Annotated in this window: 23 protein-coding genes, 1 other RNA gene and 1 pseudogene; 16 read left to right on the top strand and 9 right to left on the bottom strand. The window is 62.4% G+C overall.

All coding sequences use genetic code 11. The features are described 5' to 3' along the window. Positions 1 to 40: 40 nt before the first annotated feature. Positions 41 to 2,212, bottom strand: coding sequence for a DNA polymerase III subunit gamma/tau (gene dnaX, locus PSOLE_RS09155; protein ID WP_074859601.1), 2,172 nt, complete (start codon positions 2,210 to 2,212; stop codon positions 41 to 43). Positions 2,213 to 2,674: 462 nt separating this feature from the next. Between dnaX and PSOLE_RS09150 the strand changes: the two genes are divergently transcribed. Further along, positions 2,675 to 2,896: a hypothetical protein gene (locus PSOLE_RS09150; protein ID WP_003460929.1), complete on the top strand. Its 222-nt coding sequence runs from the start codon at positions 2,675 to 2,677 to the stop codon at positions 2,894 to 2,896. A gap of 54 nt (positions 2,897 to 2,950) precedes the next feature. Then, positions 2,951 to 3,238, top strand: coding sequence for a DUF3509 domain-containing protein (locus PSOLE_RS09145; RefSeq protein ID WP_003460928.1), 288 nt, complete (start codon positions 2,951 to 2,953; stop codon positions 3,236 to 3,238). 125 nt (positions 3,239 to 3,363) lie between these two features. Here PSOLE_RS09145 and ffs read toward each other — a convergent pair. Together ffs and PSOLE_RS09135 are read right to left on the bottom strand one after the other, a co-directional pair. Next, an RNA gene (gene ffs, locus PSOLE_RS09140) (signal recognition particle sRNA small type) lies at positions 3,364 to 3,459 on the bottom strand. A gap of 591 nt (positions 3,460 to 4,050) precedes the next feature. After that, positions 4,051 to 4,335 (bottom strand): annotated as a pseudogene (locus PSOLE_RS09135) (transposase); the annotation flags it as partial. Between the two features lie 155 nt (positions 4,336 to 4,490). Between PSOLE_RS09135 and PSOLE_RS09130 the strand changes: the two are divergent. Both PSOLE_RS09130 and PSOLE_RS09125 read left to right on the top strand, forming a co-directional pair. After that, entirely contained in the window at positions 4,491 to 5,207 is a 717-nt protein-coding gene (locus tag PSOLE_RS09130; protein WP_003460926.1) for a hypothetical protein, read from the top strand. A 116-nt stretch (positions 5,208 to 5,323) separates the two neighbouring features. After that, positions 5,324 to 5,590, top strand: a complete 267-nt coding sequence (locus tag PSOLE_RS09125) for a DUF4404 family protein (protein WP_003460925.1) — start codon at positions 5,324 to 5,326, stop codon at positions 5,588 to 5,590. A gap of 207 nt (positions 5,591 to 5,797) precedes the next feature. On the opposite strand, the gene queF is transcribed toward PSOLE_RS09125, so the two are convergent. The 6 genes from queF to PSOLE_RS09095 all read right to left on the bottom strand — a co-directional run bounded on the left by queF (position 5,798) and on the right by PSOLE_RS09095 (position 13,738). Then, a complete protein-coding gene (gene queF, locus PSOLE_RS09120) occupies positions 5,798 to 6,628 on the bottom strand; it encodes an NADPH-dependent 7-cyano-7-deazaguanine reductase QueF (RefSeq protein WP_074860887.1) in 831 nt (276 codons plus the stop codon). Positions 6,629 to 6,849: 221 nt separating this feature from the next. Then, positions 6,850 to 9,918, bottom strand: coding sequence for an efflux RND transporter permease subunit (locus PSOLE_RS09115; RefSeq protein ID WP_074860884.1), 3,069 nt, complete (start codon positions 9,916 to 9,918; stop codon positions 6,850 to 6,852). Then, a complete protein-coding gene (locus PSOLE_RS09110) occupies positions 9,915 to 10,937 on the bottom strand; it encodes an efflux RND transporter periplasmic adaptor subunit (RefSeq protein ID WP_003460922.1) in 1,023 nt (340 codons plus the stop codon). The genes PSOLE_RS09115 and PSOLE_RS09110 overlap by 4 nt, the downstream gene beginning before the upstream one ends. 260 nt (positions 10,938 to 11,197) lie before the next feature. Then, a complete protein-coding gene (locus PSOLE_RS09105; RefSeq protein WP_074860880.1) occupies positions 11,198 to 11,992 on the bottom strand; it encodes an ABC transporter permease in 795 nt (264 codons plus the stop codon). After that, positions 11,989 to 12,921: an ABC transporter ATP-binding protein gene (locus PSOLE_RS09100; protein WP_003460920.1), complete on the bottom strand. Its 933-nt coding sequence runs from the start codon at positions 12,919 to 12,921 to the stop codon at positions 11,989 to 11,991. The genes PSOLE_RS09105 and PSOLE_RS09100 overlap by 4 nt, the downstream gene beginning before the upstream one ends. Positions 12,922 to 13,075: 154 nt before the next feature. After that, positions 13,076 to 13,738, bottom strand: a complete 663-nt coding sequence (locus tag PSOLE_RS09095; RefSeq protein ID WP_074860877.1) for a transglutaminase-like domain-containing protein — start codon at positions 13,736 to 13,738, stop codon at positions 13,076 to 13,078. 215 nt (positions 13,739 to 13,953) lie between these two features. Here PSOLE_RS09095 and PSOLE_RS09090 point away from each other — a divergent pair, with 215 nt between their 5' ends. The 12 genes from PSOLE_RS09090 (at position 13,954) to PSOLE_RS09035 (ending at position 24,645) form a co-directional block, all read left to right on the top strand. After that, positions 13,954 to 16,401 (top strand): acyl-CoA dehydrogenase, encoded by a 2,448-nt coding sequence (locus tag PSOLE_RS09090; protein WP_074860874.1) that lies wholly within the window; start codon positions 13,954 to 13,956, stop codon positions 16,399 to 16,401. 192 nt (positions 16,402 to 16,593) lie between these two features. After that, positions 16,594 to 17,001 (top strand): PA2817 family protein, encoded by a 408-nt coding sequence (locus tag PSOLE_RS09085; RefSeq protein ID WP_003460917.1) that lies wholly within the window; start codon positions 16,594 to 16,596, stop codon positions 16,999 to 17,001. 102 nt (positions 17,002 to 17,103) lie between these two features. Continuing rightward, positions 17,104 to 17,652, top strand: a complete 549-nt coding sequence (locus PSOLE_RS09080; protein ID WP_003460914.1) for a Tll0287-like domain-containing protein — start codon at positions 17,104 to 17,106, stop codon at positions 17,650 to 17,652. Further along, on the top strand, positions 17,649 to 17,933 hold the full coding sequence (locus tag PSOLE_RS09075; protein ID WP_003460913.1) for a metal-sensing transcriptional repressor: 285 nt from the start codon (positions 17,649 to 17,651) through the stop codon (positions 17,931 to 17,933). The genes PSOLE_RS09080 and PSOLE_RS09075 overlap by 4 nt, the downstream gene beginning before the upstream one ends. A 200-nt stretch (positions 17,934 to 18,133) precedes the next feature. Next, positions 18,134 to 18,997, top strand: coding sequence for an MBL fold metallo-hydrolase (locus PSOLE_RS09070; protein WP_074860871.1), 864 nt, complete (start codon positions 18,134 to 18,136; stop codon positions 18,995 to 18,997). A 16-nt stretch (positions 18,998 to 19,013) separates the two neighbouring features. Then, entirely contained in the window at positions 19,014 to 20,783 is a 1,770-nt protein-coding gene (locus PSOLE_RS09065) for a SulP family inorganic anion transporter (RefSeq protein ID WP_003460911.1), read from the top strand. Next, the gene (locus PSOLE_RS09060) at positions 20,767 to 21,147 is read left to right on the top strand and encodes a rhodanese-like domain-containing protein (RefSeq protein ID WP_003460910.1); all 381 of its coding nucleotides are present in this window, start codon (positions 20,767 to 20,769) and stop codon (positions 21,145 to 21,147) included. The genes PSOLE_RS09065 and PSOLE_RS09060 overlap by 17 nt, the downstream gene beginning before the upstream one ends. A gap of 165 nt (positions 21,148 to 21,312) precedes the next feature. Beyond that, on the top strand, positions 21,313 to 21,525 hold the full coding sequence (gene cydP, locus PSOLE_RS09055; protein ID WP_003460908.1) for a cytochrome oxidase putative small subunit CydP: 213 nt from the start codon (positions 21,313 to 21,315) through the stop codon (positions 21,523 to 21,525). Next, on the top strand, positions 21,522 to 23,087 hold the full coding sequence (locus PSOLE_RS09050; RefSeq protein WP_003460907.1) for a cytochrome ubiquinol oxidase subunit I: 1,566 nt from the start codon (positions 21,522 to 21,524) through the stop codon (positions 23,085 to 23,087). Before cydP ends, PSOLE_RS09050 begins: the two co-directional genes overlap by 4 nt. A gap of 10 nt (positions 23,088 to 23,097) precedes the next feature. Then, on the top strand, positions 23,098 to 24,237 hold the full coding sequence (gene cydB / locus PSOLE_RS09045; protein WP_003460906.1) for a cytochrome d ubiquinol oxidase subunit II: 1,140 nt from the start codon (positions 23,098 to 23,100) through the stop codon (positions 24,235 to 24,237). A gap of 11 nt (positions 24,238 to 24,248) precedes the next feature. Next, positions 24,249 to 24,362 carry a cytochrome bd-I oxidase subunit CydX gene (gene cydX, locus PSOLE_RS09040; RefSeq protein ID WP_003460905.1) on the top strand — a complete coding sequence of 38 codons (114 nt, stop codon included), beginning with the start codon at positions 24,249 to 24,251 and terminating at the stop codon, positions 24,360 to 24,362. Further along, a complete protein-coding gene (locus PSOLE_RS09035) occupies positions 24,346 to 24,645 on the top strand; it encodes a cyd operon YbgE family protein (RefSeq protein WP_003460904.1) in 300 nt (99 codons plus the stop codon). The genes cydX and PSOLE_RS09035 overlap by 17 nt, the downstream gene beginning before the upstream one ends. Positions 24,646 to 24,984 lie beyond the last annotated feature (339 nt).

Below are 24,984 nucleotides of genomic sequence, written 5' to 3'. Positions count from 1 at the left end.
CCTCGGTGTTCGGGGTTAAACAAGTCGTTGAAACGACCGGTTAGCTGGGAGTATCGATAGGTTCGATGCTGTCGTCGCGCACCTTGGCGGAGAACTGTTGAATCATCTGCTGCACCAGTGGATCGGCATGGATCGACGCTTCAGCGCTGCGCTGGCGCTCGGCACGACGACGGGCTGCCGCCTGTGCCGGAGTTTCCTGCTCGGGCTTGCACAGCTCGATGCGCAGTCTGATGCTACGACCCTGCTGCTGGTTCAGCGCCTCATTAAGACGGCGCTGCTGGGTCGGGTTGAACAGCGCACTGTGCGCCGGGTCCAGGTGCAACAGCCAGTCATCGCCGTTGGCTTCGATGAGCGTACAGTTGGCCGCAATGCTGCCGGTCATGCCACCCAAACCCAACTGGGGGAACAACGACAACCATTCCGCCGCCAGACCGGTAGCCGGCTGGGCGGCCGGCAGGGGTTCTTCGATCGTCGGCATAACGGCTTCAGGCTGGCCAAAGTCGTAGTCGAGCGTTTCGGCATCCATTTCGACATAGTCGTAGTCACCGGGTGGCGGCTCGTCATCATTGCCGTCCGTATCGGCCATGGGCTGCACGATTTCGCTCGCCATGGGTGCAACCACAGGCGCTGCGGCTGACTCAGCCGCCACAACGGGTGCGGCCACAGCTGGCTCGGTAATGGCAACAGGCTGAGCGGGCACCACAACATTGTCGGATACCTCGGCCGTGTCCCATGGCACATCGACGACTGCTGCCGCCTCAGGAGCGGCAGGCTCGGGCTCAGGCTCGGGCTCAGGCTCGGGCTCGGGCTCGGGCTCGGGCTCGGGCTCGGGCTCGGGCTCGGGCTCGGGCTCGGGCTCGGGCTCGGGTGACAGGCTGGCGGCTGGCGCCACAGGGATGTCAACCACAGGCGCCGGTTCGGCTACGGCTGGCTCTGAGAGCGCAGCGGCGACGGACAGGCTGGACTCGACGAGAGCTGGAGCGGCGGATAGCGGCACCTCCGCACTTGCCGGCACAGAAACCATGGGAGCCGACATAGCGCTGCCGGCCACTGGGCTTTGTTGGGGGTCAGCAGTGGCCTGGCTGATCCCCAAGGGCTTTAGCGTGACCTTGGGCGCATCGTCGGCGCCCGCCGGGCGGAAAGCCAGCATGCGCAGCAGCACCATTTCGAAACCACCGCGCGGATCCGGCGCCAGCGGCAGGTCGCGGCGGCCGATCAGCCCCATCTGATAATAAAACTGCACATCTTCAGCCGGCAGCGCCTGGGCCAACTGTAGTACGCGCTCACGGTCGCCCTGGCCATTGTCCACGGCTTCTGGCAGCGCCTGAGCGATGGCCACGCGATGCAACACGTTGAGCATTTCCGCCAGCACGCCATTCCAGTCCGGCCCCTGCTCGGCGAGATGCCGCACCGCCTCGATCAGCGCCCGCGCATCGCCTTCGATCAGGGCATGCAACACGCCGTAAACCTGACCATGATCGAGCGTGCCGAGCATGGCGCGCACATCAGCCGCCAGCACCTTGCCTTCACCAAAGGCGATGGCTTGGTCGGTCAGGCTCATGGCGTCGCGCATCGAACCGTCGGCCGCACGGCCGAGCAGCCACAGGGCGTCATTCTCGAACGGCACGTTCTCGGCAGTCAGCACATGGGTCAGGTGCTCGACCACCCGCTCCGGCGGCATGTTCTTCAGCGAGAACTGCAGGCAGCGCGACAGCACGGTGACCGGCAACTTCTGCGGATCGGTAGTCGCGAGGAGGAATTTGACGTGGGGCGGCGGCTCTTCCAGGGTCTTCAACAGGGCGTTGAAGGAGCTGGTGGAGAGCATGTGCACTTCGTCGATCAGGTAGACCTTGAAGCGTCCGCGACTCGGGGAGTACTGCACGTTATCGAGCAGTTCACGGGTGTCTTCGACCTTGGTGCGGCTGGCGGCATCCACTTCAATGAGGTCGACGAAACGCCCCTCATCGATCTCCCGGCACACCGAGCAGGTGCCGCAGGGCGTGGAACTGATGCCGGTTTCACAGTTCAGGCACTTGGCGATGATCCGCGCGATGGTGGTCTTGCCCACCCCGCGCGTGCCGGTAAACAGATAGGCGTGGTGCAGACGCTGGCTGTCCAGGGCATTGATCAGGGCTTTGAGCACATGGGTCTGGCCGACCATTTCGCGGAACGAGCGCGGACGCCATTTACGTGCAAGAACCTGATAACTCATGGAAAACCGTCATATGAGGAAAGCAAAAGTGGGCTAATGCTAGCGGAGCAACCAGCAAATTGCATCCGCCAACCGATACCCGCAGACGTCACAGAGGTGATCTGCAAATAGCGCTGTTCAATTCTTGAACAACGGCGTATAGTTCGAATTGTTCGTACCACGCTGCAAGTCAAAAAGGCCTTCGCGCCCCCTCGCTGGTTTCCCGGTTCAACGTCTAGCGCTGTTTCGCGCTACCGCCCTACCCGATCCCATCCGCTGACTGATCAGGCCGACTCGCCACTTACTGGCGCAGATCCTCCGCCTGCCTCCGACGTACCGACCACGCCTAAGAACCGTAACATTGGAACTTTATCGTGCTAACCAAGCTCCGATGGTTCGACATGCTATGGCCGCTTTTCGGCCAACCACATGGAGCTACACCACGCGCAACGAAGCGCACATGCTTTAAGGAAGTACCTAAGAATGAATGCTCAACATCAAATTCAGAAAGCCATCAGCACCCTGACTCACGCCTTCGCGCCGTTCGACTGCCGCATCCAGGCAACGCGCAAGGGCAGCTTCAGCTTCACCCTGGTCGACAAGACCGGTATCGCCCAGTACAGCCAGCGTCTTTACCCAGGCCAGTACAGCGACGAATCGCTGCAACAGGTGATCGAGCGTACCCGCCAGTCGCTCACTGCCTGAACTAAGTCATCATCCTGAGGTCGAAGGAGATCAACCATCAGGATGGAGTAGGACATGGAACTCACCAACCAACAGCTCGTCGATCACCTGTTCAATCCGTTGCGTGTCAGCTTCAGCTCACCGCGCCCGGACGGCAGCATCATCCTCGCCCTGCTCGACGAGAGCGACAGCACTGTCTACAGCCGCGTCCTGGCCAAGCCACAGATCAACGACCAGAATGCCTTCGCCCAAAGCCTGGAAGAAATCCGCCTGGAACTGGCTGTACGCGCCGGCAATATCCCAGCCGATCTGCGCAAGATGCTCAAGGAACAGGACAGCGTGTTGAATTACCGCATCGCCTGAACCTGCAAACAGCCGAAAGCCCGTGCCCAAAGCGCGGGCTTTTTATTGCGCACAGCAAAAACCGCCAGATGGGCGCTGAAGATATTGATATAGAAGGGTGCAAGGGCTTGGAAACTGGAGGTGGACCCTGCCAGCCACACCCCGGCACACAATGTTCCCGCTGTGGCTGCTCCCTTCCGGGATGCCCAGGTTAACGGGTAATCGTTGCGAGAGGCTTGGAGACCCCGCCATTCCTGACTTCTAGCGCTTTCTGCTCGTCGCACGACTATCAATCGGAGATCACATTCTATAGCGAGGCCTTTAGCCTTTGGGAGCGCTTTGGATCACCGTTTCGGATCACTTCTGGATCCCTTTAGGATCACCTGGCCACACCCCAACCGGCTTTTTTTTGACAAAAATGCGAGCCCCTATCCATCGAGCCGTCCCACTCGATTCCCCCAGTACCCACCTCTCCTCGCCTGAAAAACGGGGCACCCGCCCACCTAATGACTTGACTCAGCCGACACCCAAAATCCGGCTCGTCTCAGTAACGAGGAGGAACCACGCACTATGGAAAAACTGCAGGTATTCACACCAATCGCGATCCTCGCTGGATCTGTCTTGATAGCCCTCAAACGTCGCAGCCAGCGTAATAGACTTCAATGGTCACGCTTTGATCGTCTCGCAGACATCTACATACCGAAGCCCAGAAATGCACATCCTTATCCCGAGGATCGCTTCGCGTTACATACCCGAGGCAGGAGCCGTATGCGGTAGTTCCGCACGCACGGATCTGTGCGGGGGGCGGCAGGTAACTGCCGTCCCTGCCGCGACCCGACGAACCAGCGAAAAAGCAGGTTGTAGCCCAGTTGCTCCATGAGCATGCGCTCGCTGCGCAGCGAGTAGAACAGCTACAGCAATTGCGCCCGCATCAGCTTCTCCGGGGCAACCGAGGTGCGGCCGGTGTCGGCATACAAGGTGTCGAACAGAGCACTCATCCGTTGCAGGGCGGTGTTGGCCAGCTTGCGGATGGCGCGCAGGGGATGATTCACCGGCACGAAGTCATCGAGCTTGGCGACAGTGAACAGGGACTCCTGGGTGATATCGGCCCCAGGCATGGAAATCGAGGGCTCCGGCAGATTGGAGCCGATATCGTAAACCACACGTCGCAAAACCAGACAGGACGTGGGCGAATTTCAACAAGCTGCTAGCGGTCACATTACGGTCATCCGTCGGCGTTAAATTGGCCTAGGCCAATGCCACGGATGATCCCATGCCCTCCCCCTGCACCGCCCTGATCTTTCAACTGTCCGGCTGCCTGGTCGACTTCGGCGCTCGCACGCTACCTGTCGCGCTGCAGCGACTGCATCCCGAGCGCACAACCGCGAACCTGGCCGGTACCCCGCAACAGGCGCTGGATGCATGGTTAGGCAAGTCGGCAACCAGCACACAACTGCAGACGCTGCAACAGGCGCTGAGCGAGGTGGCCGGAGAGCATGCCGAACTGACCCCGGGTGCAGCACAATTGCTGCAAACCCTGCATGCGAACGGCACGCCCTGCGCCTGGCTGGATGACCTGCCAGCCGACGCCAGCCTGCGCCTGGCCGAAGCGCTGCCCACGCCCATCGAAGCGGTGCTGGCGCGTCAGACCAGGCCGTGGCCAGCGCCGGACAGTTGCTGGCAGGCATTGAGCCAGCTGGACGTCGAGCGCCTGGATGGCTGTGTTGTCGTCAGCGGTAATCCGCTATTGCTGCAAGCCGGGCTCAATGCCGGCTGCTGGACCATCGGCCTGGCGGCCTGCGGGGCACTGTGCGGCTACGCCCTGGCCGACTGGCAGGCACTGGGCGCGAGCGATCAGGAACACCTGCGCGCCGAGGCCACGCTGCAGCTCTATCGTCTGGGCGTGCACTCGGTGGTCGATCATCTGGGAGAAATCGAGGCCAGCCTGGACGATATCGGCGTGCGCCGGAGCAAGGGCGAAAAGCCCTGAGCCTTTGACTCTGATCAGGCAAAGCCGGCCCGCTTGGGTTAACCTTCAGGTACGGGTTGAAAACTTCCAGCGCCGCTGGGGGTCAATGCCTAAGCTGATTCGATAAGGAGAACTCTATGCCAGCAAGCGACCTGCAGCAGCAACTGGAAGCCCTCCAGCAACACCTGGCCCAGGACACGCCGCTCAGCGAGGAAGAACGCGCATCGCTTTACCTGCTGACCCAGGAAATCGAAGTCCAATTGGCGCGTGAAGCCGCCTCAGCGCCTGACGCCACGCTGATCGATGGCGTCAATCTGGCGGTGGAACGTTTCGAGGCCAGCCACCCTACCCTCGCCGGCACCCTGCGCAACATCATGCAGAGCCTGGCCAATATGGGCATCTGAATGCCCTGCCCCCGGCTCAGGCCCGGCGTTTCAAGCAAAATGTCGACGCTTGGCCAATGCCACTTAGCCAAGCGTCGATGCATCGAACGTGTAGGAGCGGCGCCCCGCCGCGAACCTGAGCGGGGCTGACGCGAAAAGCTTCGCCCCGGGGCGGGGTTCCTACAAAGGCCGCATTGGCAGCATTGTCTAAGCGGCATTTTTCATGGGTTACTGGCGCGCCAGGCGGCCATTTTCCGGCGTGAGCGCCTCGGTGCTGCGATACGGATTGATGTCCAGCCCACCACGGCGCACGTAGCGCGCATAGACAGTCAGCGCCTGCGGCTGCAGCAGGCGTTGCAGATCGAGGAAGATGCGTTCGACGCACTGCTCGTGAAAATCCGCGTGCTGACGGAAGCTCACCAGATAGGCCAGCAGGCTGGCATGATCCAGCGCGGCACCGCGATACTCGACGACCAGGCTGCCCCAATCCGGCTGACCGGTAACCGGGCAGTTGGATTTGAGCAGATGACTGTGCAGGCTCTCCTCCACCACGCGATCGGCGTCGCAGCGCAGCAGCTCGGGTTGCGGGTGGTCGTACTGGCTGACGCTGATATCCAGTTCGTCTATGCACTGACCCGGCAGCGTCGCCACGCCTTCTTCAGCAACCTCAGTCAGCGAGCGCAAACGCACCGCCACTGGCTTGCCGGCCACCGTCGACAGATCGTGCACCAGCGTCGCTTGCAACTCATCCCAACTGGCGAAAGCCGACTGGTTCAGGGAATTGAGGTACAGCTTGAAGGACTTCGACTCGATGATGTTCGGCGAGTCTGCGGGGATGGCGAACTCACCGATGGCTACCACCGGTTTGCCGGACGGCAGCAGCCAGGACAACTCGTAGCAGTTCCAGTAATCCACACCCTGATACGGTAGGTTGGCGCCTTCGAGGCCCAGCTCTGCCCACTTGGTGGTGCGCGAGATGGGGAACAGCAGCTCTGGACTGTATTCGGCGATGTACTGGCTGGACTTGCCCAGCGGGGAATGTTCGGCGGGGTGCTGCATGGCGCGCAATCCAGGGTGGCGAAAAACCGCGCAAGTTTAACGGGTTGAGCGCCGCGTCGCACCCGCGAAGCACTACGCCAAGCACTTGTAGGAGCGAGCTCTGCTCGCGAATCGCCTTACAGCCAGCAGCTTCGCGAGCAGAGCTCGTTCCAACAAAAATAGTAGCCCAGTGAACTGTGAGAGGCTGCAAAAGCTCGCCGCTAAAGCGCCTCCTACAGGATTCAGACCGCCACCGGCTCCTCCTCTATCTTGAGCAGTGGCGCCCAGCGCCTCAGCAGCAGGTACAGCGTCGGAATCACGTAGAGGGTGAAGAAGGTGCCGACCAGCAACCCGCCGACGATCACCAGGCCGATCTGCTGGCGGCTTTCCGCGCCGGCTCCGCTGGCGATGGCCAGCGGCAGCGAACCCAGCACCATGGCGCCGGTGGTCATCAGGATCGGCCGCAGGCGCTGCACCGAGGCCTCGATCACCGCCTCGCGCAGGGCCTTGCCCTCGCGCAGCAGGTGGTTGGCGAACTCGACGATAAGGATGCCGTGCTTGGTGATCAGGCCAATCAGGGTCACCAGGCCGATTTGCGAGTAGATATTCCAGGTGCCGCCGAACAGCTTCAACGCCAGCAAGGCCCCGGCCATCGACAAGGGCACACTGAACAGAATGATCAGCGGGTCACTGAAACTCTCGAACTGCGCCGCCAGCACCAGGAAAATGAAGGCCAGGGCCAGGGCGAAGATCAGCAGGATGCCCGAACTGGATTCCTTGAAATCACGCGACGTGCCGGTGTAGTCGTACTGCGTCTCCGGCGGGAACACCTCGCGCGCCACGCTTTCCAGGTGATTGAGCGCCTCGCCCAGGGTGTAACCCGTACCGACGTTGGCGCTGATAGTCACAGCACGCAGCTGGTTGAAATGATTGAGCTCGCGCGGCGCCACGGTCTCACGCACCTCGATCAGGTTAGACAGCTGCACCATGCCGCCGTCACGGTCACGCACATAGACGCGATCCAGATCCTGCGGGTTGCTGCGGTCGACGTCCTGCAACTGCACCAGCACGTCATACTGCTCGCCATTCTGCTTGAAGCGGGTCACCTGACGGCTGCCGAACAGACTTTCCAGGCTGCGGCCGATCACCGACACATCGGTGCCGACCGCCACCGCCTGCTCACGGTTGACGGTGATCTTGAGCTGCGGCGAGTTGAGTTTGAGGTCGCTGTCCAGCCCCTCCAGGCCCGGATAATCACGCATGTGCTCCATCAGTTGATCGACGTAACCCTGCAGTTCGGCGTACTCCATGGACGAGCGCACGACGAAGTTGATCGGCTGGTTACGCGCACTCTGCCCCAGCGGCGGGCGGTTGACCGGAGTGACGCGCATACCGGCGATATCCTGCAACTGCGGCAGCAACTCGTTGCGAATCTCGAACTGGTTACGCGAACGATCGCCCCAGTCCTCCAGCTTCATGAAGGAAATGCCCTGGGCCACGGTCGGAAAACCCGCAATGACCAGATAGCGATTGGTCTCGGGAATGCTCGCGTAAGCGGCCTCGACCTCACGGGCGTAGCGCGCCGTGTAATCGATGGTGGCACCGTCCGGGCCATTGAACACGCCGACGATGGTGCCGGTGTCCTCGGTTGGCGCCAGCTCGGAGCGCAGGCCGCCGAACAGCCAGGCACACAGCACGAAAGCCCCCAGCAGTACAGCGAGCACCAGCGGCCAGGCGCGCAGGGCGCGATCCAGGCTGTGCTTGTAGCTGTAGGTCAGGCCGTTGAGGAAACCTTCGATCAGGTTGTACACGCGACCATGGCGCTGCTCGTGCGAGTGAGGTTTGAGCATCACCGCGCACATCATCGGCGTCAGCGTCAGGGCAACGAAGCCGGAGACCAGTACCGAGCCAGCCAGAGTCCAGGCGAACTCGGTGAACAGCTTGCCGGTAGTCCCCTGCATGAAGCCGATGGGGGCGAACACGGCAGCCAGGGTCAGGGTCATGGCGATCACCGCGAAGGCGATCTCGCGGCTGCCCTTGAAGGCCGCCTGCATGGGTTTCATCCCGGCCTCGATATGGCGATGGATGTTTTCCAGCATGACGATGGCGTCGTCCACCACCAGACCGATGGCCAGCACCATGGCCAGCAGGGTCAGGGTGTTGATGGTGAAGCCCATCAGCGACATCAGGGCGAAGGCGCCGATCAACGAGACCGGAATGGTCACCAACGGGATCAGCGTCGCGCGCAACGAGCGCAGGAAGATGAAGATGATCAGAATGACCAGCGCCACGGCTTCCCAGATGGTGGTGAAGACGTTGTCGATGGATTCGCGGATGAACTGCGAGTTGTCGTTGGCCACGGTCATGTTCATGCCGTCGGGCAACAAGGCCTGAACGTCATCCCAGGCCGCCTCGAGCCCGTCGGAGATATCCAGCGGGTTGGCCGTGGCCTGTTTGACCAGGCCCAGGGTTACAGCCGGCAGACCGTTGAAGCGCACCACGGTGCGCTCGTCGCGCGGCCCCACTTCGGCGCGGCCAACATCGGACAGGCGCAGCAGATAGCCTTGCGAATCATCGAGAATCAGCTCGTTGAACTGCTCCGGCGTGCGCATATCGGTTTCCGACAGCACGCTGAACTCGCGCTCGCGCGACTCGATGCGCCCGGCCGGGATTTCCACGTTCTGCCGGCGCAGGGCATCTTCCACGTCCTGCACGGTGAGGTTGTGTGCGGCGAGCTTCTCCGGATCGAGCCAGATACGCATGGAGAAGGTTCGGGCGCCACGCACCTGCACTTCGGAGACGCCGGGAATGGTCTGCAGGCGATCCTTGATCACCCGTTCCAGCAGGTCGGTGATCTCCATGGCGCTGTGCTGCTGGCTGTGGAAGGCGATCCACACCACCGGCTGGGCATCGGCCTCGACCTTCTGCACGATGGGCTCATCGACCTCGTCCGGCAGCAGGCTGCGCACCCGCCCGAGACGGTCACGCACATCGTTAGCCGCCTCGTCGGCGCTGCGCCCGAGGCGAAACTGCGCGGTGATCTGGGTGTTTTCCGCACGGCTGATGGAGGTGACGAAATCCAGCCCTTCGATACCCGACAGCACATCTTCCACCGGCTGCGCTACCTGCGACTCCATGATCTCCGGGCTGGCCCCCGGATAGGTGACCTGCACGGTGACGATGGGCACGTCGATATTGGGGTATTCACGCACATTGAGGCACTCGTAAGCCATCAGCCCCAGCAGCACCACGATCAGCGACAGAACAGTGGCGAATACCGGCCGGCGAATGCAGACGTCGGAAAGTGTCACGGCTGGCGCTCCCCGCTCTTGGTGCGTACGGCCAGCCCTTCGCGCACACGCTGCCAACCGGCACTGATGATGGTTTCGTCGCCCTGCAGGCCTTCACGCACCTCGACCAGGCCGTCGAATCGCTTGCCCAGCGTCACCTCACGGCGCTCGACCTGGCCATCGACCACCAGGTTGACCAGCAACTTGTCGCCCTGCGGCATCACCGCCTCTTCCGGGATAACCAGCGCATTGGGCCGCTCTTCGAGAATCACCGAAACGCGGACGAACTGTCCGGGACGCAGGCGGCGGTCATCGTTGCCGATATGCGCGCGGATCGCCTGGCTGCGCCCGGCCTCGTCGAGGCGCGGGTTGATGGCGTAGATCTCGCCACGAAAGCGTTCGCCCGGGTAGGTATCGAGGGTGATTTCCACGGTCTGGCCGAGGCGCACCTGGGCCACGGCCTTCTGCGGAATACGGAAGTCGACCTTGAGCGGGTCAAGCACCTCCAGGTTGACGATGTTCTGCCCGGCACTGAGGTAGTCACCGACGCTGGCCTGGCGCAGGCCGAGCGTGCCGTCATGAGGCGCCTTGATCTGGGTCTTGTCGAGCCGCGCCTGGGCCAGGGACTGACTGGCACGCGCGGCCTGCAGCTGGCTCTGCGCCTCGTCCAGCGCCTGGGCGTTGCTCGCACCACGCTGAAACAGCATCTGCGCACGCTGGTGGTTTTTCTCGGCCAGATCAAGATTGGCCCGCGCCTGGGCGAATTCGGCGCGGGCAATCGCATCATCGAGGCTGATCAGCAGGTCGCCAGCGGTCACCGCCTGGCCCTCGCGAAAATGCAGGGTGGCCAGGCGCCCTTCCACTTCCGGGCGAATCATCACCGACTCGTCGGAGCGTAGCGAACCGAAGGTGATCAGCTCGTCACGCACCTCCATTTGCCGTACCGGCACGATCTCGACCATTGGCCCTTCGGCAGCCAGCGCAGGTGTCGTGAACAAGCCCAGACACAGCCATGGAAGAGCACGCAACAGCACGGTCATGATCAGCCCCTTTTTCTTGGTAGAGGCGGAGTCTAACCGGCTGCTGCATTACTGACAGGGACGCAAGTTATTTCGCTATGTTTTTTCGGTCGTCGCCACATTCTGTAGGAGCGGCTTTAGCCGCGAGCACTCAAGCGCAGCCCGGATGAAATCCGGGGAGCACAGCAGCCATCCCCCGGATTGCATGCGTGCTACACATTAACGTTTAGGCGCGGTGGCGCCGCGAGAATCGCGGATAAATCCTACATGAGCGGCAAACGTCACTGACGCATGCCACGACCGCTGACCAGCAGACGGATGCACAGGGTATAGAGCACAGCGGTGGCCAGCAGCATGAAGCCGACTGCCACGCCGATACGGATGTCGGACACCCCGAGAATGCCGTAACGGAAGGCGTTGACCATGTGCAGGATCGGGTTGCCCAGCGACACCGTCTGCCAGAACGGCGGCAACAGGGTGATGGAGTAGAACACCCCGCCCAGGTAGGTCAGCGGCGTCAGCACGAAGGTCGGGATGATCGAAATGTCGTCGAAGTTGCGCGCATACACCGCGTTGACGAAGCCACCAAGGGAGAAGATGGTCGCCGTCAGCAGCACCACCAGCACGGTAACGCCCAGGTGATGCACCTGCAGGTGGGTGAAGAACAACGACAGCAGGGTGACGATGAAGCCCACCGCCAGCCCGCGCAGCACGCCACCGACGACGAAACCGATGAGGATGGTATGCGGTGACACCGGCGACACCAGCAACTCCTCGACGTTGCGCTGGAACTTGCTGCCGAAGAAGCTCGACACCACGTTGCCGTAGCTATTGGTGATCACCGACATCATGATCAGCCCCGGCACGATGTACTCCATGTAGCTGAAGCCCCCCATGTCGCCGATCTGCCGGCCAATCAGGTTACCGAAGATGACGAAGTACAACACCATGGTAATTGCCGGCGGCAGCAGCGTCTGCGGCCAGATACGCAGGAAACGGCGCACCTCACGGTGAACGATGGTGCGCAGGGCCACCAGATTAGCGGCGAACTCGCTGTTAAGGTACTGAGAAGTCATTGCGCCACCTTGGCCAGGTTCTTTTCCACCAGAGAGACGAACAGCTCCTCCAGGCGATTGCTCTTGTTACGCAGGCTGAGTACCTCGACCTGCTGCTGCGCCAGCTGCTGGAACAGTGCATTGAGGCCCTGGCTCTTCTCCACCTGCACCTCCAGGGTGTGGTGGTCGACCAAGCGCACCGGATAACCGCTCAGGTTAGGCGCCTCGCTATAGGAATCCTTGAGGTCGAGCAGGAAGGTCTCGACATGCAGCTTCTTCAACAGATCCTTCATGCTGCTCAGCTCGACGATACGGCCGTGGTCGATGATGCCGATGTTGCGACAGAGCTGCTCGGCCTCTTCCAGGTAGTGGGTGGTCAGAATGATGGTGGTGCCCTGCTTGTTCAGCTCGGTGAGGAAGCTCCACATCGAACGGCGCAGCTCGATGTCCACCCCGGCAGTGGGCTCGTCGAGGATCAGCAGGCGCGGCTGGTGCACCAGAGCGCGGGCGATCATCAGGCGGCGCTTCATGCCACCGGACAGCTCGCGTGAAGCCACGTCGCGCTTGTCCCACAGGCCGAGTTCGGTCAGGTACTGCTCGGCGCGCTCCTTGGCGATCGAGCGCGGAATACCGTAGTAGCCGGCCTGGGTGACGACGATGTCGAACACCTTCTCGAACTGGTTGAAGTTGAACTCCTGCGGCACCACGCCCAGGCAGCGCTTGAGCGCATAAGGCTCGCGGTCGAGGTCATGGCCGAACACGCTGACCGTGCCGCCACTCTTGTTCACCAGCGTGGAGAGCACACCGATGGTGGTGGATTTGCCGGCACCGTTGGGGCCGAGCAAGGCGAAGAAATCCCCTTCGGCGACGTCCAGATCGATGCCGTGCAGGGCCTGGAAGCCGTTTCCGTAGGTCTTGGTCAACTGGCGAATGGTCAGGGCGGAGCTCATGAAGATGGGGTTTCCCGCGCGAGAGTGAGGTGGTTATAGATGAGGGCGGACACCGGCGATTGCAACCTGGTGTTTCATCCGCTCCTCACTGGCATGCACCCTACCGACCCTGGCGCGCAGAGAAAAGGCCATCCTGGCGATCTTGATTATCGACTCAGTCGATAACACTGGCCTCGCGCTGCATATCACCACCGAGCTGCAGCGCCCCGGACTCGAACAGATGCGGGTAGCAGCCGCGCAGGTGATCAAAGAATAGTTGCTCGGGCAGATCCTCGAACTGACCGTGGTCATGCAGGTACTCCATGTAGCGCTCGCCCTTGTCGTTATAGGGATGAAAGACGCTGTCATGCACGCCGTCGAACTCCAGCGGCGCCACCTTGAACACCCGGCATAGCGCCTCGTTGAACGCCGGCGTGGCCTTGACCCAGCGCCCGTCCAGATACAGTTCGGTGTAGCCATGCATGGCGAACACCTCGCTGCGCAGCAGTTCCAGCAGGCGCGGCGTGGACAGGTGATTGCGCACATCGGCCAAACCGATACGCGCGGGAATCCCACAATGCCGGGCACAGGCAGCGAGCAGATTAGCCTTGGGCACGCAGTAGGACTCACCGGCCGCCAATGCATGACTGGCCTTCAATGTCTGCGCATCGAGGCTGAAGGCATAGGGGTTGTAGCGAACCTCGTCACGCACCGCCAGATACAGGGCCACGGCCTGACTGGTCGGTTCTCGTGACGCACCACGCCAACGTTCGGCGAACTCGACTACCGCGCGATGGTCACTGTCAATGAAGCGGACGGGACGTAGACAGTTCTGCATGGCGAGGGCTCCTGAAGTTTGCTTCAGTCTAATCCCGTCAATTGCGCCACCTTGACGACGATCCGGCCAAGCTCACCGCCCCTGCCGCCATTTATGGCCCGCCATCCCTGGCTGCCACCCTGCGGGTCGGCGCTACGCGACGTTAAAAATGGCTCCCGGCCATTTTTTATGGCTATGCTCGGGGCGTCGCCCGCTCGAATCATGGAGGAATGCACATGCTCGCCATCTGGTTGTTGGTTCTGCTGCTCGGGGTCGCCTACCTGGCCCATAGCCGTACCGCCGCCCTACCCGCCCTCGGCATCACCGCAGCCTATCTGGTGGCCATGGCGCTGTTCAGCCCGGTACCGGGCTGGTTGCAACTGCTGCTGTGGATTGTCACCGGCGCCGTCGCCTCGTTCATCCTGCTCGGCGATCTGCGCCGGCAACTGTTCACCAGCCCGCTGTTCGCCTGGTTCCAGCGCGTACTGCCGCCGATGTCGGCGACCGAGCGCGACGCTATCGAAGCCGGCACGGTGTGGTGGGATGGCGAGCTGTTCAGCGGCAAACCCGACTGGGACAAGCTGCTGGCCTACCCCAAAGCCAAGCTGAGCGAAGAGGAACAGGCGTTCATCGACGGCCCCACCGAAGAACTCTGCGCGATGATCAGCGACTGGCAGGTCGGCCAGCAGATGGATCTGCCGGAGAAAGCCTGGGAGCACATCAAGCAGCATGGCTTCTTCGCCCTGATCATTCCCAAGGAGTACGGCGGCAAGGGCTTCTCTGCCTACGCCCACTCGCAGGTGGCGATGAAGCTGGCGACCCGCAGCGGCGACCTGGCCTCCACCGTGATGGTGCCCAACTCCCTCGGCCCGGCCGAACTGCTACTGCATTACGGCACCGATGAGCAGCGCCAGCACTACCTGCCGCGCCTGGCGCGCGGCGATGACATTCCCTGCTTCGCCCTCACCGGCCCGCTGGCCGGCTCCGACGCCGGCGCCATACCGGACACCGGGATCATCTGCAAAGGGCAGTACAACGGCAAGGAAGTGATCGGCCTGCGCCTGAACTGGGAAAAGCGCTACATCACCCTCGGCCCGGTGGCCACCCTGCTCGGCCTGGCCTTCAAGGCCTACGACCCGGATCACCTGCTCGGCGACAAGGAAGACCTCGGCATCAGCCTGGCGCTGATCCCCACCGACACCCCCGGCGTGGAAATCGGCCGCCGCCACCTGCCACTGGGCGCTGCCTTCATGAACGGGCCGAACTCGGGCAAGGACGTGTTCATTCCACTCGACTACTTGATCGGCGGCCAGGAGTACCTGGGCAAGGGCTGGATGATGCTGATGAACTGCCTGTCGGTCGGCCGCTCCATCTCCCTGCCCGCAGTCGGCACCGGCGCGGCCAAGTTCACCAGTCTCGCCACCGGCCAGTACGCCCAGTTGCGTGAGCAGTTCAACGTGCCGTTGGCCGCTTTCGAGGGCATCCAGGAGGCCCTGGCGCGCATCGGCGGCAACGCCTGGCTGATGGACAGCGCGCGCATCCTCACTGCCAACGCCGTCGACCTGGGCGAGAAACCCTCGGTGCTGTCGGCGATCCTCAAGTACCATCTCACCGAACGCGGTCGCGAGTGCATCGGCCACGCCATGGACGTGCACGGCGGCAAGGGCATCATCATGGGCCCGAACAACTACCTGGCCCGCTCCTGGCAGGGAGCACCGATTTTCATCACCGTCGAGGGCGCCAACATCCTCTCGCGCAACCTGATGATCTTCGGCCAGGGCGCCATCCGCTGCCATCCCTACGTGCTCAAGGAAATGGCCCTGGCCGACCGCGAGGACAAGGATCAGGCACTGTCCGAGTTCGACACACTGCTGATGAGCCATATCGGTTTCGCCGTCGGCAACGCCGCCAGCAGCTTCCTCTTGGGGCTGACCCTGAACCGCCTGGGCCAGGTACCCGGCGACGATCTCAGCCAGCCCTACTACCGCGCCCTCAATCGTCTGGCAGCAGCCTTCGCCCTGTGCGCCGACAGCAGCATGATGCTGCTCGGCGGCGACCTGAAACGCCGCGAGCGCCTGTCCGCCCGCCTCGGCGATGTGCTCAGCCACCTCTACCTGGGTTCGGCCGCACTCAAGCGCTACCACGACCTGGACTACCCGGAAGCGATTCGTCCGCTGCTGCGCTGGGCCATGGAGGAAAACCTCTACCACGCCGAACAAGCGCTGGATGACCTGCTGAGCAACTTCCCCAACCGCCTGTTCGGCTGCCTGCTCAAAGTACTGGTGTTCCCTCTGGGCCGCCGCCACCAGGGCCCGAGCGACGCACTGGACGCCGAAGTGGCGGCAATCATCGGCCGCCAAGCCGGCGATCCTGCTCTGGAGTCGGTGCTGGAAGGTTGCTACCGCCCGCAGGCCGATCAGGATTCGGTGGGCGCCCTGCAGCATGCGCTGAACCTGGTGCAGGCCAGCCAGGACGCTCGCAAGCGCCTGCATCAGGCGCTCAAGGACGGCAGCCTGCAACCAGCGCCGGGCCAGGACACCATCGAAGCGGCGATCGCTGCCGGCATCCTCGACGGCGAACAGGGCCAGCGCCTGCAAGCGGCCGAGGCGGCTCGGCGTCGAGTGATTGACGTCGACGACTTCGCCAAGGAAGAGCTCACGCTGGAGAGCGGCAAGGTACGCTGACTCGAGCCGCCTGTGGGAGGGGCTTTAGCCGCGAGCTTCATGCGTCGCGACTACGACTGCAGGGATGCAGGAGGTAGAGCGAAGCAGGATGCCCGAGCCGAAAGCTCCTCCCAGGAAAGCCAGCCATGCAGGACAGCGGGCGCCAGGAACTCTATACTCCTGCGCCCGTTTTACCCTTCAGGAACCTGCACCATGGCCAGCCATATCGAACACCACCTCGCCCTGCTCAATCACCTGCGCGGCATCCTCGTCGCCCTGGGCGAAGCCGAACAGGTGCTCGACGACAGCCACGCCCTGTTCCTCGAGCGCTACGACGAACTGCTCGCCGAATTGCCGCGCGACCCGGTTTCCAGCCAATACCTGGGCCAGGATCTGATCAGCCAGGTGTTCCACCGCTACCCACAGATCGCCCACCTGGTACCCCGTGATCTGCTGTGGTTCTTCGGTGGCGACTGCCTGCACTTCATGCCCGACGAAGAAATCACCCTGTACCAGGCCCTCGACGAGCGCCGTTTCGAAGCCGAAGAGAACGACGAGCCCTTCGACTGGAACCTGGAAAAACAGCTGCTGGCCCTGCCCACTGACGGCGCCAAGCACTGATCCACCGCTAACACCTATTGGTCAGAATGTCGCAGATGACGGCGGTGACAGCCGTCATCTTTTATGCATAAATACCCCAACCAGTATTTATGAGGTTCGACCATGCGCCCATTTCTACTCGCTACCCTGCTCGTTAGCACCGCCGCACAAGCAACCGCCCCCTGGCAAGACGAGGCGGCGGCGCAGATCCCACCATTCGCCGAGCACTTGCTGGGTACGGTACGCCAGGCCATCACCGATGGCGGGCCAACTGCAGCAGTACAGGCCTGCCAGGCATTGGCGCCACAGATCGCCAGCGAGCACAGCCAGCAAGCGTGGCAACTGGGCCGCACATCGCTCAAGGTACGCAACCCGGACAACACCCCCGATGCCTGGGAGCGCAGCGTGCTGGAACGTTTTGCGGAAGCCGCGATAGCCGGAACGCCGGTCAAGGAATTACGCTACAGCGAAGAGGTCGACGGCGAATATCGCTACATGCAGGCCATTGCCGTAGGCGAGCCTTGCATGGCCTGTCACGGCACCGCGATCAAAGCAGAGGTACAAGAGGCCATTGATCAGTACTATCCGCATGATCAGGCCCGCGGCTATCAGATCGGCGAACTGCGTGGCGCCTTTACCCTGACTCGCCCCCTCGCACAGGAAACGCCATGACCGAGACTACCGACCTGCATTTACGCATGCTCGAACAGCAGCAAGCGATGCTCAAGCGCCTGGCCCGTGTCGAAGGCCAGATCCGTGGCATCCAGGCGATGATCAAGCGTGGCGAGGATTGCGCCGCCATCGCCCAGCAGTTCTCGGCAGCTCGTAGCGCCCTGGACAAATCCTACCGACTGATGCTCACCTGCCTGATCGAAGAAGCCATGCTCGACCCCGAGCAGGATACCGAGGCCTCACTGCAGCGAGTGCGCGAGATTTTCACCAAGTACACCTGACACACGCCCCCTCTGGCGCGCCGCTCGCGCGCGCCTGCCTCTGCCAGTGCCCGGCACCTCAAAAAACGCACAAACCGGTTATGGCCGACCTGAACAAGGTTGCGACATCTTATTACTTAACAATCTATGCATAGAACCAAAACACAGTTAAGCTAAATCTTAATTAAATACTCCCATGGGTATATGAGAGGAGCCTGACCATGCGCCCGGATGTCGTCGAATTCTTCGATCCTGTCACCTACACCTACAGCTACGTGATCATCGATCCTGCCACGCAACACTGCGCCATCGTCGACTCGGTGCTGGACTACGACCCGGCCTCCGGGCGCACCTCACACGCCAGCGCAGACCGCATCATCGCCTTCGTCAAGGAGCGCGATCTGCACGTTGAGTGGTTGCTGGAAACCCATGTGCACGCCGACCACCTGTCCGCCGCGCCTTACCTCAAGCGCGAACTGGGCGGCAAGCTGGCCATCGGTGAGCACATCACCGTAGTGCAGAACACTTTCGGCAAGCTGTTCAACGCCGGCACCGAGTTCGCCACCGATGGCAGCCAGTTCGACCGGCTGCTCCACGATGGCGATACCTTCCATATTGGCGAGCTGCACGGTAGAGCCATCCACACTCCTGGCCATACCCCGGCCTGTATGACCTACCTGATCGGTGACGCTGGTTTCGTTGGCGACACTCTGTTCATGCCCGACTACGGCACTGCGCGCTGCGACTTCCCCGGCGGCGACGCGCACATCCTCTACCAGTCGATCCAGCGACTCTTCACCCTGCCCGACGAAACCCGCCTGTTCATGTGCCATGACTACAAAGCGCCGGGGCGCGAGGATTTTCGCTTCCAGACCACCATCGCCGAAGAACGTGCGCACAACGTCCACGTTCATCAGGGCATCGCCGAAGCCGACTTCGTCGCCATGCGCCGCCAGCGCGACGCCACCCTGGACATGCCCACCCTGATTCTGCCGTCGGTGCAGGTCAACATGCGTGCAGGGCAACTGCCACCGGCCGAAGCCAATGGCACCCGCTACCTGAAAATCCCTTTGGATGTGCTGTAGAGCGGCAGGAAAAGAAATGAAACTGAGCCACTGGCTGCCCTGCCTGGACTGGGGCAGACGCTACGACCGAGGCAGCGCAACGCAGGATGGACTCGCCGCACTGATCGTCACCCTGATGCTGATTCCGCAGAGCCTGGCCTATGCCATGCTCGCGGGTCTGCCACCGGTGACCGGCCTCTACGCCAGCATCCTGCCGCTGCTGGCCTACGCCCTGTTCGGCTCCAGCCGCACTCTGGCGGTTGGTCCGGTGGCCGTGGTTTCACTGATGACCGCCGCCACCCTGGCGCCACTGTTTCCGGCCGGTAGCGCCGAATACGTCGGCGCCGCCATGCTCCTGGCCCTGCTCTCGGGACTGCTGCTGGCAGCCATGGCCATGCTGCGCCTGGGCTTTATCGCCAACTTTCTCAGCCATCCGGTGGTGTCCGGCTTTATCAGCGCCTCGGGCATTCTCATCGCTGTCGGCCAGCTCAAGCACCTGCTCGGCGTCTCGGCGTCCGGCGAAAATCTGCCGCAGTTGCTGCCACAACTGATCCAGGCGCTACCTGGCACACACGGACCGACGCTGCTGATCGGCGTGCTCAGCCTGGCATGGCTGTGGTGGGCCAGAAGCCGACTGAAGCAACTACTGCAAGGCCTTGGCCTGTCGCCGCAACTGGCCAGTAACCTGGCCAAGGCCGGGCCGGTACTGGCGATCATCGTCGCCATTGCCGCTGTCGCACTGCTGCAACTGGAGCAAGCCGGGGTCAAGGTGGTTGGCCTGGTGCCGCAAGGGCTGCCAGGGCTGACGCTGCCGACAATGGATCTCGACCTGGCCATACAACTGCTGCCAGCGGCGCTGCTGATCAGCCTGGTGGGCTTCGTCGAATCGGTCTCGGTCGGCCAGACCCTGGCGGCCAAACGCCGCCAGCGCATCCAGCCGGACAACGAGCTGCTCGGCCTTGGCGCGGCGAACATCGCCGCATCCTTCAGTGGCGGCTTCCCCGTCACCGGCGGTTTCGCCCGCTCGGTGGTCAATTACGATGCCGGCGCCCGCACGCCCATGGCCGGCGTATTCACCGCCCTCGGTATCGGCCTCAGCGTGATGCTGCTGACGCCTCTGCTGCACGACCTGCCACAAGCCGTGCTGGCGGCGACCATCATCGTCGCTGTGCTCAGCCTGGTCGACCTCAAGTCGCTGCAGCACACCTGGCGTTATTCGCGCCAGGACGGCGCCGCGCAGATTGCCACCCTCCTCGGTGTGCTGCTGATCGGCGTCGAGGCCGGTATCCTGCTTGGCGTCGGCCTGTCGCTGCTGCTGTTTCTCTGGCGCACCAGCCAGCCACATATCGCCGTGGTCGGCCAGGTACCGGGTAGCGAGCATTTTCGCAACGTCGAACGCTTCGCCGTGATCGAGAGACCCAGCGTGTTGTCGCTGCGTGTCGACGAGAGCCTGTATTTCCCCAATGCCCGCTATCTGGAAGACCGCATCGGCGAGCTGATCGCCAGTCGGCCGCAGGTACGTCACCTGGTGCTGATGTGCTCGGGAGTCAACCTGATAGACGCCAGCGCCCTGGATTCGCTGCACGCCATCGTCGAGCGCCTGCATACCGCCGGTGTGCAACTGCACCTGTCCGAGGTCAAGGGGCCAGTAATGGATCAGCTACGCCGCTCCGACTTCCTGGAGCGCTTCGGCGGCCAGGTATTCATCAGTCAGTTCGAGGCGCTCAAGCAGCTCGCCCCCGCGCCTCCATCGCCAACTTCTCAGCCACTTTCCATGCAAGGAAATACTCATGAAAAGCGCTCATGATCTGGTCCTCGCCGCCAAGACTCGCATCACTGAAGTCGATCTGTCGCAGGCCGAAGCAGCCATCCGCGATGCCGACCTGCTGATCGACGTGCGCGAGGCGGATGAATACAGCGCCGCACACATTCCCGGCGCCATCAACATTCCACGCGGTCTGCTGGAGTTCAAGCTGAGCAACGATGCGCAACTGGCCGAGCGCACGCTCAAGCTGGTTCTCTATTGCAAGAACAGCGGTCGCTCGGCGCTGGCTGCCGACGCGCTGCGGGAGATGGGCTATCGCAATGTGCTGTCTCTGGCCGGCGGTATCGAGGCCTGGCAAGCGGCCGGTCGAGAACTGCTGACGCCCACCCTGCCGGCGTTCGACTGAGTGATTGGCGGCTGCCACTGCAGGCATTGATCCGCTAATCGACATTCTCCTGACCTGCATCAATCTCCATCGCTACATACCCCCACGAGTACTCTGTAACATTAGGACACATCCACTCTGCCGGTGCGGCCTCACCGCCCGCACCGGCACACGCGGAGCATCGAGATGCCCGATCGCGAACCTTCCTCCCCCTGGCGCATTCCGCTAGTACGCGAAATCGCCGTGATCCTGCTGATCAAGCTGACCCTGCTGCTGAGTATCAAGGCCATCTGGTTCAACGAACCGACAGTCCCCGAGGACGGCCAGCAGCGCGTCGAGCATCACCTGTTTGGTCAGCCTGCCCCACTTTCTATACACACCGAGGAGACACCGAGATGATCTCGGAATCAGTCGTCGACCTTTCACGCCTGCAGTTCGCCATGACAGCGATGTATCACTTCATCTTCGTCCCCCTGACCCTGGGCCTGGCCTTCCTGCTGGCGATCATGGAGTCGGTCTACGTGATGACCGGCAAACAGGTCTACAAGGACATGGTCAAGTTCTGGGGCAAGCTGTTCGGCATCAACTTCGCCTTGGGCGTCACCACCGGGCTGACCATGGAGTTCCAGTTCGGCACCAACTGGGCCTACTACAGCCACTATGTCGGTGACATCTTCGGTGCGCCGCTGGCCATCGAAGGACTGATGGCCTTCTTCCTCGAATCCACCTTCATCGGCCTGTTCTTCTTCGGCTGGGACCGCCTAAGCAAGCTGCAGCACCTGACCGTGACCTGGCTGGTGGCAATTGGCTCGAACCTTTCGGCGCTGTGGATCCTCATCGCCAATGGCTGGATGCAGAACCCGGTAGGTGCCGAGTTTAACTTCGAGACCATGCGCATGGAACTGACCGATTTCGGTGCCCTGCTGTTCAACCCGGTGGCGCAGGTCAAGTTCGTGCATACCGTGGCGGCGGGCTATGTCACCGGTTCGATCTTCGTCCTGGCCATCTCCAGCTATTACCTGCTGAAGAAACGCGATCAGGGTTTCGCCCGTCGCTCCTTCACCATCGCCTCGGCCTTCGGTCTGGCCTCGATTCTCTCGGTGATCGTCCTCGGTGACGAGTCCGGCTACGAGATCGGCGACGTGCAGAAGACCAAGCTGGCGGCCATCGAGGCCGAGTGGGAAACCCACCCAGCACCGGCGGGCTTCACCCTGTTCGGCCTGCCCAACCAGGACGAGCAGCGCACCGACTACGCGGTGAAGATCCCCTACGCCCTGGGGCTGATAGCCACCCGCTCGCTGGATAAGAAGGTAAAGGGCATCAAGGACCTGCTCATCGAGCACGAGGCGCGCATCCGCACCGGCATGACCGCCTACGGGCTGCTGGAGCGCCTGCGTAACGGCGACAAGTCGGCCGAAACCATTGCTGCCTTCAACGAAGTGAAGAATGACCTGGGCTATGGCCTGCTGCTGAAGAAATACACCACCAATGTGGTCGATGCCAGCGAGGCACAGATCAAGCAGGCCGCGCTGGACACCATTCCCAACGTGTTCAGCCTGTTCTGGAGCTTCCGCATCATGGTCGCCAGCGGCTTCCTTATGCTGGCGCTGTTCGCCTGCGCCTTCTGGGCCTCGGCGAAGAAGAACGAAGAAAGCAAACCCTGGCTGCTCAAGTGGGCGCTGTGGAGCCTGCCACTGCCCTGGATCGCCGCACAGACCGGCTGGTACGTGGCTGAACATGGCCGCCAGCCCTGGTCGATTGGTGAGGTGCTGCCGACCCATCTTTCCGCCTCCAGCCTGTCGTCCGGTGACGTCTGGGGCTCGCTGATCGCGCTGATCGCCTTCTACAGCCTGCTGCTGGTGGTGGAGATGTACCTGATGATCAAGTTCGCCCGCCTTGGCCCATCGAGCCTGCACAGCGGACGCTACCACTTCGAGCAACAGCAGCCGGCCCACGCCTGAGGACTTCGTCATGTTCGACTACGAAACCCTGAAACTCGTCTGGTGGGTGCTGATCGGCGTGCTGCTGATCGGTTTCGCTCTCACCGATGGCTTCGACATGGGCGCCATGGCGCTGATGCCTTTCGTCGGCAAGACCGACAACGAGCGCCGCGTCGCCATCAACACCATCGCCCCGCACTGGGACGGCAACCAGGTGTGGTTCATCACCGCTGGCGGCGCGCTGTTCGCCGCCTGGCCGATGGTCTACGCGGTGGCCTTCTCCGGGCTGTACTGGGCCATGTTACTGGTGCTGTTCGCCCTTTTCTGCCGCCCGGTGGGCTTCGACTACCGCAGCAAACTGGAAAACACCCGCTGGCGCAGCGCCTGGGACTGGGCCCTGTTCGTTGGCGGCGCGGTACCGGCGCTGGTTTTCGGCGTGGCCTTCGGCAACCTGTTCCTCGGCCTGCCGTTCCAGCTCGATGACATGATGCGCTCGAGCTACCACGGCTCCTTCTTCGCCCTGCTCAACCCCTTCGCCCTGCTCTGCGGCGTGGTCAGCCTGAGCATGCTCTGCGCCCACGGCGGCGCCTGGCTGATGATGCGCACCGAAGGTGACCTGGCCGCACGCTCGCGCACGGCCACTTACCTCAGTGCGCTGGTATTCCTGATCGGTTTCCTGCTGGCCGGCAGTTGGCTGGCACTGGGTATCAAGGGCATGAGTCTGGCGGGTGCGTTCGATGCTGGCGCGGCACTGAACCCGCTGCACAAGCAGGTGCTCGCCGACAATGCCGGCTGGCTCGGCAATTACAGTCGCTACCCACTGACAATGGGCGCCCCCGTGCTTGGTGTGGTCGGCGCACTGCTGGCGATTCTCGCCAGCACCTGGCGTCTCGCCGGCCTGACCTTCATCGGCAGTAGCCTGATGATCGTCGGCACCATCTGCACCGCCGGCTTCGCCCTATTCCCCTTCGTCTTCCCGTCGAGCCTTGATGCGGCCTCCAGCCTGACGGTGTGGGACGCGGTATCGAGCCAAAAGACCCTCGGCATCATGTTCGTGGTCGCCTGCATCTTCGTACCGATCATCCTCATCTACACCCTCTGGGGCTACGTGAAGATGTGGGGCAAGCTCAACGACCGCAGCATCGAAGCCAACCCCCACAGCCTGTATTGAGGAGAAACGCGATGTGGTACTTCACCTGGATTCTTGGCGTGCTGCTGGCCTGCAGCTTCGGCATCATCAACGCACTATGGCTGGAAACCACGCAGGATCTCGATAGCAATGGCGAACATGAGTGATATCGCCCTGAGCGAGCGTACGCCCTTGCGCGCGCTCTCCTGGCTGCTGGCTACACCGCTGGCGCTGCTGCTGTTGATCCACCCCGGCGCCATGCTCGACAGCCAGGGCCGCTACAGCCATTCGTTACTGATGCTGGTGATGTGGGGCGTATCCAACGCCTTCATCCACGGCGTCGGCTTCGCCCCGCGCCACTGGCTGTGGCGCGCCATATTCTCACCCTGGTTGGGCTGGGGATTGTGCGGGCTGGGCTATACCCTGCTGTATCTGGCACGAACGGCCTGAACGCAAACGACAGAATCGGGTAGGAGGCGGGGTCACCCCCGCCGTCCTCCCACACCACCGTACGTACGGCTCCGTATACGGCGGTTCCTGCCTACTGACAAACAGCATCAGTGAGCTTGGTTCCGTTGATGTGTCGCCTGCGGTAGCTAAGCGCCCAGACCGGCCCTCGGAGTTTCCGACTCCTACCTCCTGATGGTCTCGACCACCGCTGTTCACGGCGTTTCTGCTTTACGCTCCAACAGAGAGCACACCTGACTATCCACTCATGGCAGGTTCAGCCCTTCATCGCTCCGGTTTCCAGCAACTACTACGGCCTCTGCTGACTTCTGTTCGCCCATC

Source organism: Pseudomonas oleovorans subsp. oleovorans (assembly GCF_002197815.1).
GTDB classification, from domain to species: Bacteria; Pseudomonadota; Gammaproteobacteria; order Pseudomonadales; family Pseudomonadaceae; genus Aquipseudomonas; species Aquipseudomonas oleovorans.
Note: the sequence above shows the minus strand (reverse complement) of the source record. Positions and strands in the feature narration are given on the sequence as shown.